We start from the raw sequence: 14,248 nt of genomic DNA, 5'->3' as shown, positions 1-14,248 counted from the left end.
TATACTACTTAAAGATTCAGAAGAATATAACTCTCAGCCGCAACATAAATTAACAAAGCTACAGAGATACTAATCAATACTGCTATGCTTAACTTTACCAAAGAGCGAGGACTATCAATCTTTGTATGTTCTTGTTTTTTTTCTACGTTAGGCTCTATGATTTGTGTTTTATGTACGAAATGAGTTATGTTATCAAGAAACAGAAGCTTATCATTTTCTCCTGTAGAAAACTTTGCAAACTTCACCAAATCAATCGTATATAACAAATCTATTAGATCTCCAAGTGAATCTTCTTCACATCTAGATTTTAGTATCCCCATTATTTCCGTAGATGTCATTTCTAAACCATTAACTCCAAATCGCCAAGATATATATTTTTTCAGGATATCAGTAAGTTCCGAATAATATGCTTTTTGATCTCTATAAGACTCTATGTTAGCTCTAATAGATCCAATATCATGGAGAACCTTTTCATAAGGAGTAAGAGGCTTTTTAAAGTGGACAGAATTCCATATCTTATTTTTATTCCTCAATTGATTATAAAGATATAGTGAAATACCAAGAAATGAAAACGCCAAAAGACTTAGAAAGAGTATAGGGATCCATTCACCCCACGCAAAAGGAAGTTGAAAAATGTCATCAGGAACTTTAGCAACATTTCTTTTTACATCGATAGGAATTGCTCTCACATTAAGAACAAAACGATGTGTATAATGAATATTCCCTCCAATAAGAACTTTTTGTACAGGTATTAAGTACTTTTTTTCATCCCACCCCGTTAACGTATATACCATCCTGACTTTCAGCCTATTACCATTAATCATTGTATCACGCTTAACGGAGAGGACCTCAAGACCAGGAATCATATCCTCACCATTTTTATACATTGGGAATGATACCGTTTCACCTTTTGGCACATTAACAACAATACTAAAATGTGCTCTTCCACCTATTAATATATCTGTGGAATCCACCTGTGCTGTAACCTGTACTTGCGCATGACTAACTATTACAGCATTGATAAGCAATATTATTATTACAATATACTTTCTCATCAACTTCTCTTTGAAAATAAAGACATTAATTTCTTTACATAATCATCATCTGTCGCTATTGCCACACTATCAACATGACCCTGTTTCAAGATATCAGTCAATCGTTGTTCACGCTCTTCCCAATAGATATTATGCGCCTTACGTAAACGAGAATCATGTGTATCTATATACATTTGGTGCCCAGTCTCTGCATCAACTACTTTTACCAACCCAACATCAGGCATTTCTTTAGCACGGGGATCATACACCTGTATTGCTACGACATCATGCTTCCGATTGGCAATACGAAGCTCTTGTGAGAAGTCTTTGCGAGTATAAAAATCACTAATAATAAAAGCCGTACAATGTCGTTTCATGACTTTATTAAGATATTCTAGACCTGCCCCGACATTGGTTCTTCTACTAACTGGTGTGAAAGTAAGCATTTCTCTAATAAGAAATAGAATATGCTTACGGCCCTTCTTAGGAGCAATATATTTTTCCACATGGTCAGAGAAAAAAATCACCCCAATCTTATCATTGTTTTGAATAGCAGAGAAAGCTAATGTCGCTGCAATCTCTGTAGCACACTCACGTTTCAATTGATTTACAGTTCCAAAATCTAGAGAACCGCTGACATCTATGAGCAACATTACCGTTAACTCTCTTTCTTCTTCAAAAACCTTTATATACGGATGATGGAAACGCCCAGTAACATTCCAATCAATGTCACGAATATCATCCCCATACTGATACTCACGCACCTCTGAAAAAGCCATACCACGTCCTTTAAAAGCAGAATGATACTGCCCTGCAAAGACTTCTCGGCTCAATCCTATAGCTTTTATCTCTATCTTTCGAACCTTTTTTAGCAACTCAGAGGTATTCATGTATTACAACATTTTTATCTTTAGAAATATGATCTGAACCTACTACAAATAACTTACGGCACCTGCACTTTGTTAAGAACCTCTCTGACAACTTCTTCTGCTGTGAGATTAGTAGCTTCAGCTTCATATGAAAGACCAATTCTATGGCGTAAAACGTCATAAGCTACGGCACGAACATCTTCTGGAACGACATATCCACGATGCTTTACAAAAGCATATGCACGACTTGCCTTTGCTAAATTTATACTAGCACGGGGACTACCTCCAAAAGTTATCATCTGCTTCAAGTCTGATAATTGATAACGCTCAGGATAACGTGTTGCAAAAACTACATCAGCAATATATTGCAAGATTTTATCATCCAGATAAACTTCTTCTACAATTTTTCGAGCATCAAAGATATCATTAGCAGAAACAATAGAATTTACTTCTGGCATTTTATCTTGTAGATTCTCACGTACAATAAGTTTCTCATCCTCTATTGTTGGATAGTCTATAATAACTTTTAGCATAAAACGATCCACTTGGGCTTCAGGAAGCATATAAGTTCCTTCCTGTTCTACAGGATTCTGTGTCGCCATAACAAGGAATGGATCAGGAAGAGTAAAAGCTGTATCACCAATTGTCACTTGGTGTTCTTGCATAGCTTCCAACAAAGCACTCTGAACCTTTGCTGGCGCACGGTTAATCTCATCAGCAAGAACAAAATTTGCAAAAACCGGACCCTTCTTTACATGAAAAGATTCATCCTTTTGAGAATAAATCTGCGTACCAATAACATCAGCGGGCAATAGATCTGGTGTAAACTGAATACGATTATAACGAACGTCTATGAGTTGAGATAGCGTCTTAATAGCTAATGTCTTTGCTAAACCAGGTACGCCTTCAAGAAGAATATGACCACCGCTAAGTAAAGATATTAGTAACGAATCTATAAGATGTCGTTGCCCGACAATAACCTGATTCATACCAACCGTAAGATCTGTAATGAAGGAACTTTGTTTCTCTATTCGTTGATTTAACTCTCTAATATCAATAGATTCTGCCATTATAATGTCTCTTATATTATACTGTTTATTATAAACTCTATGAATTACAAAAGTACAATATAAAAGCGATATGAAACAAGAATAAGAGCCTAAATTATATTAAAAAAGTTCCTCAAATTCATTATTTAAGAAACTTTTTGTCATTTTATTTTTTTCTGTATTGGGGTCGTAATTCTACACGAGGTACTTTCATTGTATCTCCTTCTGCCATTGTATTACGCCCATTAAGGACCTGAAAATAACCTATCATATCAGCCCCCAAGGTTTGACGGCTATATTTCGCCATTGTCTGACCTTTTTTCAATACAACTATACGATCTATCCCTACAATATTATATGCACCATAGCGGATACGTGCATCATTATTCATATGCATAAAATATTCTACCTTCTTTACTCTTGAAGCAACATGCTTTAGAGTATCAGGCACTGAAGCTTTTGCAACTGACACTGTGGTATCCTTCTTTACAAGTTTTTTCTGTTGAAGGCTTAACTCCACTTTATTATTTTTTTCATTTCCCACCTTCATCCAAAAGAAGACTCCAAGAAAAACAATAATAATAGCAGCCAAAAATGCAATTACTCTCAGTATACTATTAGAAGAAGATTCTATATCGTCATCAGTGTCATCAATATCACTAAGAGCCTCTCCAGAAGTAGTTACATTAGGGGTATCAACATATTTATCTTTAGTAGAACATAGAGTTTCTTGCGATTTTGAATAAATTGAAGAATCCGTTTCTACTACCTCTTTCTGACTAGTATTATTTTCCTGTGTTCTCTTAACCCCATTAACGGACTGAGTATTAAACGTATTAGGAGAATCATTATCTTCATCTATAGAATTATCCATTGCTGCAGTAAAACTGTTTTCTACAACAGAGGACTTTGATATAGTATCCTCAAAATCCTGATCAGCCTGCTCTACAGTATCTGACAATTCCTCCTCTGGAAGAGTCTCTAATTCTTCTACATTCACGTTATCATTAATAACAACCGTTTCAAATTGAGAGAAAGGTTTATTAACGAGTTCTTTCATTGATGCATCAGGAGTAAAAGATATTTTATCATGCCCTTTTATCAACACACGCTCTCCTGTATTCACATTTACACTCTCACGTGGCTTTACTGTTTGAACCTTAAATGTTCCGAGTCCTTTAACTTTTACTTGATTGCCTCTCTTCAACTCATCTCCTATAACCATGAAGAAAGCTTCTACGAAACTTGACGCATAAGCTATAGAAATATTATGTTTCTTTGCTATAGCTGTTGCTATTATTTGTATAACACTTTTAGCCATTCTCCATTCCCCCTTTCTTCACTTGTACCTTTATCATTGTAGCAGGCTTAAAGTTAAGTACCAACTTGGGAGGAACCAACATTCGGAGGCCTGTTGCCGGATTTACCATTACACGCTCTAATCGTTTCTTAACTTCAAATGTGCCAAAGCCTGAAACTGCTACAGATTCACCTGACTCAAAGTATTTACTCAGCTGTTCTATAACATCTTTCACCATCTGCTGACTCTCATCTTGAGTATATCCTGTCTTTAAAGCAATCGCGCCAATAAACTCTTTATTATTCATATCTTTTAAAGTTTAATCGTCGTATGAAACTACCTCACCAAAAAGGTCAAACTCATCAGACTCTGTAATACGGACACTATAGAAATTACCTACACACAACACTTTTTTTCCGACTGGGATCAAAACCTCTGGATCAACTTCAGGAGAACAGTATTCTGTACGCCCAACATAATAATCTCCCTCTTTGCGGTCAATAACCACCTTAAATATTTTTCCAACTTTTTTTGCTTCTAACTGTCTTGATATCTCTTGTTGAATTGCTAATAATTCATCCAATCTTTGCTGCTTTACTTCGTTAGAAACATCATCCTTATAGTGTGTTGCACTGTATGTTCCATCTTCTTCAGAATAAGCAAAAGCACCCATACGTTCAAAGCGAACTCTAGAGATGAATTCCTTCAATTCTTCAAAATCGTCATCTGTCTCACCAGGAAAACCGACCATCAAGGTCGTCCGAAGATGAATACCAGGTACTCTACGTCGAATTTTCTCTATAAGATTCATTGTCTCACTCTTAGTAACATGACGATGCATACGCTTTAACATATGATCAGAAATATGTTGGAAAGCGATATCCAAGTACTTACATACATTAGGTTTCTCTGCTATTACATCAAGTAATTCAAGTGGGAACTGATTAGGATAGGCATAGTGAAGGCGAATCCATTGTACCCCTTCTATATCAGCCATACGAGAAATAAGTTCAGCTATATGGTGCTTCCCATCAATATCTACTCCATAGTAAGTCAGCTCTTGCTCAATAATTTGAAACTCCTTTACACCTTGAGCAACAAGTTCTCTGACTTCTCCAAGGATATTCTCTATAGATCTTGAATGATGTTTACCAGTAATAAGGGGAATAGCACAATAGGCACAATGACGATCACATCCTTCAGCTATCTTTACATAAGCATAATGGCGTGGTGTTGTGAGATGTCGTAATCCGTCACAAGAAGGAATTTCAGCCTTACCAAGATCAGACAGCAACTGTTTATAATTAAACTTACCATAAAATTTATCAACCTCTGGGAGCTCTTTTTCTAATTCATCTTTATAGCGCTCCGAGAGACAGCCCATGACATACAATCTATTAAGCTGTCCATTCTTTTTTCTATTAACAAATTCCAGTATAGTATTAATACTTTCCTCCTTTGCTGCTTCAATAAAGCCACAGGTGTTTATTACAGCTATCTCCCCTTCTGGGCACTCTGAATCATGAGTGCAATAATAGCCATTAACCTCAAACTGCTTCATGATAAGTTCGGAATCCACAAGGTTTTTTGAGCACCCCATGGTTACAATATCAATCTGGTTCTTTTTCATTTTTTACTTAAACAGACTATCAACAAACTGCGTTTTATCAAAGAGTTGTAGATCCTCCATCCCTTCACCCAAACCAATATACTTAACAGGAACTTTCAGCTGGTCACTAATACCTATTACCACGCCACCTTTCGCTGTCCCATCAAGTTTTGTAATAGCAAGAGATGTTATGTGAGTAACTGCCGCGAACTGTCGAGCCTGTTCAAACGCATTTTGCCCAGTACTGCCATCAAGAACTAACAAGACTTCATGTGGAGCCTCTGGGACAACTTTTTTCATGACGTCTTTTATCTTTTTCAACTCATTCATTAAGCCAACCTTATTATGTAATCTACCTGCAGTATCGATAATAACAACGTCAGCTCCATTCGCTTTTGCACTTTGCAGTGTATCAAAAGCCACACTGGCAGGATCAGCACCCATTTGTTGCTTAATAACAGGAACACCCACGCGTTCACCCCATATCTGTATTTGTTCAACAGCAGCCGCCCGAAACGTATCAGCAGCACCAAGGTAAACCTTCTTACCAGCCTGCTTAAATTGATAGGCAAGCTTGCCAATGGTAGTTGTTTTACCCACTCCATTAACACCTACAACAAGAATAACATAAGGTCGCACATCCTGTGGCAGTTCCCACTCGCTATTATCACCTGTATTATTTTCAGTGAGAAGAGCTGTTATTTCACTTTTCAGGATTCCATTCAATTCATTTGTTGACACGTACTTATCACGAGCGACACGGTCTTCAATACGTCGAATAATCTTAATGGTTGTATCAACTCCCACATCTGATGTAACAAGTATCTCTTCAAGTTCGTCTAAGACCTCATCGTCAACTCTTGACTTCCCTGCTACAACACGGGTTAACTTTGAAAAAACATTTTGTTTTGTTTTCTCTAATCCCTTATCAAGAGTATCTTTCTTACTTTTATTGAATAAACCAAATAATCCCATAATTAGCTAATTTGATGCAAAGATAATAAAAAAAAAGGAACAGACAAAACTTATCAGATAGCCTTACATTCGGCTTTTATTGCTTTATCTATTCTTATGCTTTATATACCAACAATGAACAAAGCCGATGTAGAAGATAAGACTGACACATAGTACAAACAGACAAAACCATAATATGTAAGAATGTTCACCATGAAACAAGCCAAACGACACTGCCAACCCTATACCAACACCAGTCTCCCAAGCTAAAAGGAACGTGTTTTGACTCGTACCCCGTTGACAATGGCCAGAGAGTTTGATAAAGAAAAGTAAAAAACGACTACCAAGTACCCCATAACCCAACCCAATGAGAATAGGAGAAATATATCCTACACTCGCTTGTCTACGTGTCAACATAAGTAAGACTGACATACCGATTACTAACAATCCGGTAACAGCCTCACTACGAAGATCGGCATCAGCAAAAGCGAAACGTTCAGCTAACAATGCTACTAAGAAGCCCAACATTATCAAACTGTAAAATAAAGGATTATGCTCTATAGACAACAAAGCACCCAAAATGGAAGTCACAAGAACTATATTAAGAAAAAGCCAATGGCTTCCCTTAAGTAAGAAACGATCTAAAGATAAATGGTTTAAATCTTCATTAGGAAGCCGAAAAGGGAAACGTACAAGTTCTACAAGTAGTAATGATAGAATTACACATACACAAGATAACAATAGAACTGTATTAAAATCAAAATGATGATAAACGACCAATCCTAATAATGGACCTAATGATATGGAGAAACGTCCAAACCATGTAGCTGCATGATTTGCCTCCGTCCTATGCACAGCTTCTACCGTATCAATAATAAGCGTACCAAGTAATACCATCTGTGAAAGCCCATAAAAGATTCCTTGTATAAATCTTAACAATGTTAAAAGAAGATAATTAGTAAATCCATCCTGCATTTTATACAGGTAATAAATTGTCATTGTTACAGCCAGAAGGAGAAGAGTCGAAACAACAAAAACAGACTTACGCCGATATTGTTGTACCCAATAAGCAGAACATCCACCCAAAAAATACATTCCTAGGAAGAAAGAACAGAGTACAGCAGCAATCTGCCACCATGAAGAACTGTCATTCATCATTCGCAAAGGAATAACGGGAATGAGCATGTATGACGACATGACAAGCAGGAGATTCGCTAATGCCAATGCCCAAAAGCGCTTGTTCCACAAACGAACATGAATAGGTATATTTTGAGTATCCATGATAATTATCTAATATGATTCTGCTTCCGAAGGAAAGCTTTCACTTTTCACACACCTTATATACTCCATAACTCCCTCCGTCATACACTTATTTACATTTGCAAAATGACGAAGAAACTTCGGCTTAAATCCCGATGTCATGCCAAGAGCATCCGCATACACAAGCACCTGCCCATCTGTCCCATTACCAGCTCCGATTCCTATAGTAGCAGCTTTTACCATTGCTGTAACTTTATTTGCCACCGCAGCTGGAACCTTTTCAAGAGTAATTCCACTAACTCCTGCAGCATCAAGAGCCAATGCATCTTCTATGAGTTTTTCTACTTCCGTATCTTCCTTAGCCCGAAGTCCATAGCCTCCAAATTTATGAATGCTCTGAGGAGTAAGTCCAAGATGCCCTATAACAGGGATTCCAGCATCAACAATTCCTTTAACAGTATCAGCTATCTCTTTCCCACCTTCCATCTTAACTGCACCTGCCCCAGTCTCTTTTATAATTCGAATAGCATTTCGAATTCCATCTTCCCGACTTACTTGATAAGAGCCGAAAGGCATATCACAAACCACTAAGCAATGGTGACATGCTCGTACAACAGCACGTGCATGATAAATCATCTGATCAACAGTAATTGGAGTAGTATCTTGATTACCTGCCATGACATTTGAAGCAGAATCACCCACAAGGATACTATCAATTCCAGCAGCATCAATAATACTAGCTGTAGTAAAATCGTAAGCTGTCATCTGGGTAATCTTCTCACCCGCAGCCTTCATTTCTAATAATGTTTTTGCTGTTATCTTTTTCTTATCCGTTGTTAGATATCCCATATACTTTCCTTCTTTTTATTTCTCATATTGGGCTGCAAAGTTACTCTTTTTTAATCATTTAACAAACTAAAACCTTCATAATTGCTGATAATCTCTTTAGTATAAACTTGGATTTCAGCCACAGAATTGGTAGTAGCAAGTCCTACCACACGAGCGCCAGAAGCAACTCCAGAGCGCAAGCCATTGAAACTATCTTCAAAAACCACACAATCTTTTGGGGAAATATCAAAGTAAGCTGCAGCTTTAAGATAACAATCAGGAGAAGGTTTACTTTCATCAAAATCTTCTGAAGTAAATATAGCATCGAAATAACTTTTGAATTCTGGATGCTTTTTATAAACATTATGCATCTTTTCAAGGTTAGAACTCGTAACAACAGATGACTTTAAACCTTTACTTCTTATATCTTTAATAAATCTTTCAAAACCAGAAACATAGTTATAGTCCATGTCTTGCTCATACAAATCTAACAATCTTGTTATTTCCTTTTGTTTTTCATCGTGCCCTTTAAAATATTTATCATATATCTGTACCAATGTTTGTCCTTTTATAACATATTCAAAGTTCGGTACATTGGGGCAGAACTGTTTACCTATCTCTTTCCAAAACAAAGTATACAAGGGCTCTGTGTCGAACACAACACCATCTAAATCAAATAAACACGCTTTTACCATTCTTCCTATTTATTATATATACTATAATGCAAAGTTACAAAATCTTTTTTGTAACTTTGCCCCTATATATGGTAAAGAAAACATTACTCACTCTGGTTTCTCTTCTTTCACTTCTCCTTATTATGAGCTGTGAAGGAAAAACTAAAACTCCTAAAGTATTGCATATACCAACAGCGATTGTAACTGTTGATACTTTGGCTCGTTTGTCAGATGACATGCAATGCCACGTACATGTAGATTTCACGTATCTTAAAGGAAAAAAATACGAGGTTATCAATGATTCTCTTCTAAGAATGGGACTCTTACAACCTGATTATTTCTCCATCAGTCATAACAGACTAAAACCACAAATTACCATATCTTCATTTGTTAGACAATATGTAAAAGAGTATATGGAGATAGCTAGACTCATACGACAAAAGGAGAAGAAAAGAAGTCAATTGATAGGCGAATTAACCATTAAGACGGAACTAAAGGCGGCTGCAGATGATTATATTACCGCCATTTCCCATATAGCAATTAACAATGGTAATGGCAGATTAACACAGTATACCATTATTCGCAACTTCAATCCGAAGAATGGACATCTGGTGAATTTAGGAGAAGTGTGTGGAAAAGAATACAAAGAAGAGCTAACAAAAAAAATTATTGGGCAGTTAGCCGAACAAGAAGGACTTGATGATGATGACCTTATAGGCCTACAAAGAAAAGGCTATTTCATAGGAATCGACCCCTATCCGACAGAAAACTTTATCCTTACAGATGACTCTCTCATTTTTATCTATACGCCTGGAGAGATTAACCAACATGAGGTTAGAGTGGCTATTGAAAGATGATAATAATTAAAACAGATTGATATATAGCAGCCTTCATATAACAAAAAAAGAATATGATAGAAATTATAAAGAAATATTTCCCTAAACTTTCTGCTAAACAAATAGAACAGTTCACTGCGCTCAATGCACTCTATCATGAATGGAATGCAAAGATTAATGTTATATCACGCAAAGATATTGACAATCTATATGAGCACCATGTGCTTCACTCACTAGCCATTGCCAAAAGGATAAACTTCCGTGAAGGAACGAATATACTCGACTTTGGTACTGGAGGTGGATTCCCTGGTATTCCCCTCGCTATCTTTTTCCCAGAAGCTAACTTCAAACTTATTGATGGAACAGGAAAGAAAGTACGTGTAGCACAGGAAGTAGCAAATGCCATTGGGCTTGAGAATGTCCTACCAGCACACCTGCGTGGAGAGGAGGAAAAAGGGAAGTTCGACTTTATTGTATCACGTGCTGTCATGCCCCTACCCGACTTGATAAAGATCGTCAAGAAGAATATTGCATGTGATCAACATAACGTTCTGCCCAATGGTGTCATTGCTCTTAAAGGTGGGAATCTCGAAGGAGAACTTATGCCATACAAGAGAATTGCAGAAAAGACAGAACTTTCACAATGGTTTGAGGAGGATTGGTTCAAAGAGAAGTATCTTATCTATGTTCCAAGTTAAGCTTATTAAAACTACATAGTATACCTCTCATTTATTTATAAAAGACTTTATCAAGATTCTATACAAGATGATTAAGATAGAAACATTTGTTGTAAATCCTATACAAGAGAATTGCTACGTTATCAGTGATGAGACGAAAGAATGTGTCATTATCGACTGTGGAGCACTCTCAGAAAGTGAACAAAAGGCAATTATTACATATATAAAAGAGGAAAAGCTGAGACCTGTACATAACCTCGGAACGCATGGGCATCTTGATCATCACTTTGGTGATGCAGTTATCGAAAAGGTTTTCAAGTTAAAACCAGAAGTTGAGAAAGGTGATGCAGTCTTAATGCAATCACCAAAAGAGGCCGCAAGACATATGTTTGGGATGGAACTACCTGAAGATCTGCCTGCAGGCAACTTGTCACTAACAGCTGAAGGAGACATCAACTTCGGCTCTCATGTTTTCCAAGTCATCCCTACCCCAGGACATTCTCAAGGTTCTGTATCCTTCTACTGTGCTAAAGAGAATATTGTTTTTACTGGTGACACACTCTTCAAGGGAAGTATTGGTAGGACAGACTTCCCTGGCGGCAATAGATTTCAGATTATAAGTAGCTTGCGCAGGCTTGCCCAACTACCTGATGCAACAGTCGTTTATCCTGGTCATGGTCCACAAACGACTATTGGATACGAGCTTGCTCACAATCCCTACATGGATCGATAACAACGTAGAATTACATGCAAGCAAAGACTGCACAGCCCGAAAGGATTCTATTAGGTATTGACCCTGGCACAAATGTCATGGGATATGGCATATTACGCGTGCGAGGAAATAAGACTGAACTTGTTGTCATGGGAGTGATTGATATGCGAAAAGAGAAGGATGTTTACCTGCGATTAGGAAAGATCTTTGATCGTGTAACAGGAATCATTGATGAATATCTCCCTGATGAACTTGCCATTGAGGCCCCTTTCTTTGGGAAAAATGTACAGTCCATGTTGAAGCTTGGAAGAGCACAAGGAGTAGCCATTGCTGCTGCAATTCACCATAATGTACCTATAAATGAGTATGCACCTTTGAAGATTAAAATGGCAATTACAGGAAATGGCTCAGCATCAAAAGAGCAAGTTGCAGGGATGCTACAGAAACTTCTTCATCTAAGAGATGACCAAATGCCACACTTCATGGATGCTACGGATGCCGTTGCCGCAGCCTATTGTCACTTCCTCCAGATGAGTAAACCGACAACAGATACAAAGCATTACAACTCTTGGAAAGATTTTGCTCGGAAGAATATTGAGAGGATAAGATAGGCTATTAAAAGTATAAGAAAACAAACTTTACATGTCTACAAGTAAAAACAAGGGCATCAGTTCCAAACCAATAAAACAACAGAAAGTCAAAAAATAAAACTAAAAGAACAGAAATATGAAAAATAAGATTATTGCAATCACATTATTATTAACATCAGTCCTTTCTGGCAATGCACAAGAACGCGTTTCAAAACAGATATACTCAAGTGCATATAAGGTTGCAACAGACAAGACTGAAGATGTAAACGTACGGAAAGCTGCATCCTTTAAAGTGGATGCAATTACCTATCTGAACACTCGTACACTGTCTGCAATCGTAGATACAACACGACATCTATCCAACAAAGACATTGCCCATCTTAATGCACAACTTGATTCTATGGCATTTTACATGCACGAATATATAAATCTATTTACGAAAGAATATGCACGTGCTGGTAGTCAACGAGAGAAGACTCGCATACTGAAGATCTTCCGTGATGCAAGTATAAATCATCCACTTTACAATGACCCAGATAAGGATATTGTATTAGCATACTACAATCGTGAGGATTACCTCACACAGTTTTCACTTGACACCAACTGGGTGGCAGCTCTGGCCGACGTCAAGAAGAAGCTAGCCGCATAACGAAGCTTCTTGTATACGCAGAGAAAATATAGGTACCCCTGTTAGTAGATATATCTTTACAAATTGTGCACCTACAAAGTATAGATATCCAAGTAGACTTACTTATTTTTAGATTTGTAACCCACAGATTATCAGGTTATTATAAATTCTATTTCAAAAGGTGCTCTTTTGCCATGTAAAAGGGCACCTTTTACACCTCAAAAGGGCATCTTTTACCATGCAATATATGCCCTTTTACATAGCAAAAGAGTATCTATTAAAATTCAAAAACGAATTATCCTAACAAAAGAGGAAGTTGAAAATAAACCGTACTCACAAACAAATAGTACGCTATACACATAGTCATAAAGAAAGACTGTACAGTACACGAAGTTCTGTATTAAATGCTTTAAAATAATTAGACTATTTGGAAGAAACCAAAAATTAAAGAATCAAGAAAGAGGGGTACGCAGTCTAAGTGGCGTACCCCTCTTTATAAATATTAAATATGTTCAGAACAGTTCTTTAGAAGTTGTAGTAAACACCGAATGTAACGTTGTTACCATCGAGGTCTACACCCCATACGTGGCTGTCATCATTTGCGCCCTCAGCCTTAACAGACTTCCAACCAGCGAAACCAACGTGAGCTACGAAGCTAAGCTTTTGGTTCAAGTTAACAGCAACACCTGGCTTCAAACCTACTGACCACTCGTTTACTGAAGGAGTACCCCAAGCCTGGTGAGCGTGATTGTAGTGTGTATAACCGAAACCACCATCAACGAATACGTTTACATACTTGCTGTGAACGAATGTGTAACGAGCGTATGGCTGTACTGTAAAATAGTTACGAGACTCACCCTCAATGTTTACAGGAGTACCTTTACCCCAACCGAGAGTTGTACCAACTGCCCAGTCTTTGTTAATGTTGTAACCAACTTCTGGAAGAACCTTGTAAGTTGTTACGTTGTCACCATTACCGATCTTTGAAGAAGCGATACCAACGTTACCACCAACATAAACCTGTGCATTAGCAGCTACAGCTACAAAAGCCACTGCAAGTGTCATTAAAACCTTTTTCATAATAGAAAACTTTTTAATTGTTAATACTGAATATACATTTTCTTTTTACCAACTCCCTAACACTTAAAAGTATAGGGAGTATTATTAATTTGGGTGCAAAGTAAAAGCTTTTAAACCATTCTGCCAAATTTTAAAGATAAGTTTTTCA

Annotated in this window: 16 protein-coding genes; 5 read left to right on the top strand and 11 right to left on the bottom strand. The window is 37.2% G+C overall.

Annotation, left to right across the window (positions count from 1 at the left end):
* Window positions 1-8 precede the first annotated feature (8 nt).
* The 10 genes from ACZ48L_RS01015 to ACZ48L_RS00970 all read right to left on the bottom strand — a co-directional run bounded on the left by ACZ48L_RS01015 (window position 9) and on the right by ACZ48L_RS00970 (window position 9,598).
* Window positions 9-1,055 carry a hypothetical protein gene (locus tag ACZ48L_RS01015; protein WP_025790582.1) on the bottom strand — a complete coding sequence of 349 codons (1,047 nt, stop codon included), beginning with the start codon at window positions 1,053-1,055 and terminating at the stop codon, window positions 9-11.
* Window positions 1,055-1,924 carry a DUF58 domain-containing protein gene (locus ACZ48L_RS01010; protein WP_025790584.1) on the bottom strand — a complete coding sequence of 290 codons (870 nt, stop codon included), beginning with the start codon at window positions 1,922-1,924 and terminating at the stop codon, window positions 1,055-1,057. The genes ACZ48L_RS01015 and ACZ48L_RS01010 overlap by 1 nt, the downstream gene beginning before the upstream one ends.
* Window positions 1,925-1,977: 53 nt before the next feature.
* Window positions 1,978-2,973, bottom strand: coding sequence for an AAA family ATPase (locus ACZ48L_RS01005; protein ID WP_025790585.1), 996 nt, complete (start codon window positions 2,971-2,973; stop codon window positions 1,978-1,980).
* Window positions 2,974-3,118: 145 nt separating this feature from the next.
* Window positions 3,119-4,273: an HU family DNA-binding protein gene (locus tag ACZ48L_RS01000; RefSeq protein WP_025790587.1), complete on the bottom strand. Its 1,155-nt coding sequence runs from the start codon at window positions 4,271-4,273 to the stop codon at window positions 3,119-3,121.
* Entirely contained in the window at window positions 4,266-4,559 is a 294-nt protein-coding gene (locus tag ACZ48L_RS00995; RefSeq protein ID WP_025790589.1) for an HU family DNA-binding protein, read from the bottom strand. Before ACZ48L_RS00995 ends, ACZ48L_RS01000 begins: the two co-directional genes overlap by 8 nt.
* Before the next feature lie 12 nt (window positions 4,560-4,571).
* Entirely contained in the window at window positions 4,572-5,882 is a 1,311-nt protein-coding gene (gene rimO, locus ACZ48L_RS00990) for a 30S ribosomal protein S12 methylthiotransferase RimO (RefSeq protein WP_219446413.1), read from the bottom strand.
* A gap of 3 nt (window positions 5,883-5,885) precedes the next feature.
* On the bottom strand, window positions 5,886-6,836 hold the full coding sequence (gene ftsY, locus ACZ48L_RS00985; protein ID WP_025790590.1) for a signal recognition particle-docking protein FtsY: 951 nt from the start codon (window positions 6,834-6,836) through the stop codon (window positions 5,886-5,888).
* 84 nt (window positions 6,837-6,920) lie between these two features.
* On the bottom strand, window positions 6,921-8,096 hold the full coding sequence (locus tag ACZ48L_RS00980) for an MFS transporter (protein ID WP_219446409.1): 1,176 nt from the start codon (window positions 8,094-8,096) through the stop codon (window positions 6,921-6,923).
* 9 nt (window positions 8,097-8,105) lie between these two features.
* Window positions 8,106-8,924, bottom strand: coding sequence for a 3-methyl-2-oxobutanoate hydroxymethyltransferase (panB, locus tag ACZ48L_RS00975; protein ID WP_219446407.1), 819 nt, complete (start codon window positions 8,922-8,924; stop codon window positions 8,106-8,108).
* A gap of 50 nt (window positions 8,925-8,974) precedes the next feature.
* Window positions 8,975-9,598 (bottom strand): HAD family hydrolase, encoded by a 624-nt coding sequence (locus ACZ48L_RS00970; RefSeq protein ID WP_025790591.1) that lies wholly within the window; start codon window positions 9,596-9,598, stop codon window positions 8,975-8,977.
* A 68-nt stretch (window positions 9,599-9,666) separates the two neighbouring features.
* On the opposite strand from ACZ48L_RS00970, the gene ACZ48L_RS00965 reads away from it, so the two are divergent.
* The 5 genes from ACZ48L_RS00965 to ACZ48L_RS00945 all read left to right on the top strand — a co-directional run bounded on the left by ACZ48L_RS00965 (window position 9,667) and on the right by ACZ48L_RS00945 (window position 13,041).
* Window positions 9,667-10,434 carry an RsiV family protein gene (locus ACZ48L_RS00965; protein WP_025790593.1) on the top strand — a complete coding sequence of 256 codons (768 nt, stop codon included), beginning with the start codon at window positions 9,667-9,669 and terminating at the stop codon, window positions 10,432-10,434.
* A gap of 53 nt (window positions 10,435-10,487) precedes the next feature.
* Window positions 10,488-11,111 (top strand): 16S rRNA (guanine(527)-N(7))-methyltransferase RsmG, encoded by a 624-nt coding sequence (rsmG, locus tag ACZ48L_RS00960; protein WP_025790594.1) that lies wholly within the window; start codon window positions 10,488-10,490, stop codon window positions 11,109-11,111.
* 67 nt (window positions 11,112-11,178) lie between these two features.
* A complete protein-coding gene (locus tag ACZ48L_RS00955; RefSeq protein WP_025790596.1) occupies window positions 11,179-11,823 on the top strand; it encodes an MBL fold metallo-hydrolase in 645 nt (214 codons plus the stop codon).
* 14 nt (window positions 11,824-11,837) lie between these two features.
* Window positions 11,838-12,413 (top strand): crossover junction endodeoxyribonuclease RuvC, encoded by a 576-nt coding sequence (gene ruvC, locus ACZ48L_RS00950; protein WP_025790597.1) that lies wholly within the window; start codon window positions 11,838-11,840, stop codon window positions 12,411-12,413.
* Window positions 12,414-12,528: 115 nt separating this feature from the next.
* Window positions 12,529-13,041: a hypothetical protein gene (locus tag ACZ48L_RS00945; protein WP_025790598.1), complete on the top strand. Its 513-nt coding sequence runs from the start codon at window positions 12,529-12,531 to the stop codon at window positions 13,039-13,041.
* Window positions 13,042-13,545: 504 nt separating this feature from the next.
* Here ACZ48L_RS00945 and ACZ48L_RS00940 read toward each other — a convergent pair.
* Window positions 13,546-14,100, bottom strand: a complete 555-nt coding sequence (locus tag ACZ48L_RS00940) for an outer membrane beta-barrel protein (protein ID WP_025790599.1) — start codon at window positions 14,098-14,100, stop codon at window positions 13,546-13,548.
* Window positions 14,101-14,248: the final 148 nt, after the last annotated feature.

It is taken from the genome of Prevotella histicola (genome assembly GCF_055385135.1).
Note: the sequence above shows the minus strand (reverse complement) of the source record. Positions and strands in the feature narration are given on the sequence as shown.

Coding starts and splice junctions, on each gene's coding strand:
- ACZ48L_RS01010 (WP_025790584.1), bottom strand. CDS start 1,924: ATGAATACCTCTGAGTTGCTAAAAAAGGTTCGAAAGATAGAGATAAAA.
- ACZ48L_RS00970 (WP_025790591.1), bottom strand. CDS start 9,598: ATGGTAAAAGCGTGTTTATTTGATTTAGATGGTGTTGTGTTCGACACA.
- ACZ48L_RS00980 (WP_219446409.1), bottom strand. CDS start 8,096: ATGGATACTCAAAATATACCTATTCATGTTCGTTTGTGGAACAAGCGC.
- ftsY (WP_025790590.1), bottom strand. CDS start 6,836: ATGGGATTATTTGGTTTATTCAATAAAAGTAAGAAAGATACTCTTGAT.
- panB (WP_219446407.1), bottom strand. CDS start 8,924: ATGGGATATCTAACAACGGATAAGAAAAAGATAACAGCAAAAACATTA.
- ruvC (WP_025790597.1), top strand. CDS start 11,838: ATGCAAGCAAAGACTGCACAGCCCGAAAGGATTCTATTAGGTATTGAC.
- ACZ48L_RS00995 (WP_025790589.1), bottom strand. CDS start 4,559: ATGAATAATAAAGAGTTTATTGGCGCGATTGCTTTAAAGACAGGATAT.
- ACZ48L_RS01000 (WP_025790587.1), bottom strand. CDS start 4,273: ATGGCTAAAAGTGTTATACAAATAATAGCAACAGCTATAGCAAAGAAA.
- ACZ48L_RS01015 (WP_025790582.1), bottom strand. CDS start 1,055: ATGAGAAAGTATATTGTAATAATAATATTGCTTATCAATGCTGTAATA.
- ACZ48L_RS00940 (WP_025790599.1), bottom strand. CDS start 14,100: ATGAAAAAGGTTTTAATGACACTTGCAGTGGCTTTTGTAGCTGTAGCT.
- ACZ48L_RS00955 (WP_025790596.1), top strand. CDS start 11,179: ATGATTAAGATAGAAACATTTGTTGTAAATCCTATACAAGAGAATTGC.
- ACZ48L_RS00945 (WP_025790598.1), top strand. CDS start 12,529: ATGAAAAATAAGATTATTGCAATCACATTATTATTAACATCAGTCCTT.
- rimO (WP_219446413.1), bottom strand. CDS start 5,882: ATGAAAAAGAACCAGATTGATATTGTAACCATGGGGTGCTCAAAAAAC.
- ACZ48L_RS01005 (WP_025790585.1), bottom strand. CDS start 2,973: ATGGCAGAATCTATTGATATTAGAGAGTTAAATCAACGAATAGAGAAA.
- rsmG (WP_025790594.1), top strand. CDS start 10,488: ATGATAGAAATTATAAAGAAATATTTCCCTAAACTTTCTGCTAAACAA.
- ACZ48L_RS00965 (WP_025790593.1), top strand. CDS start 9,667: ATGGTAAAGAAAACATTACTCACTCTGGTTTCTCTTCTTTCACTTCTC.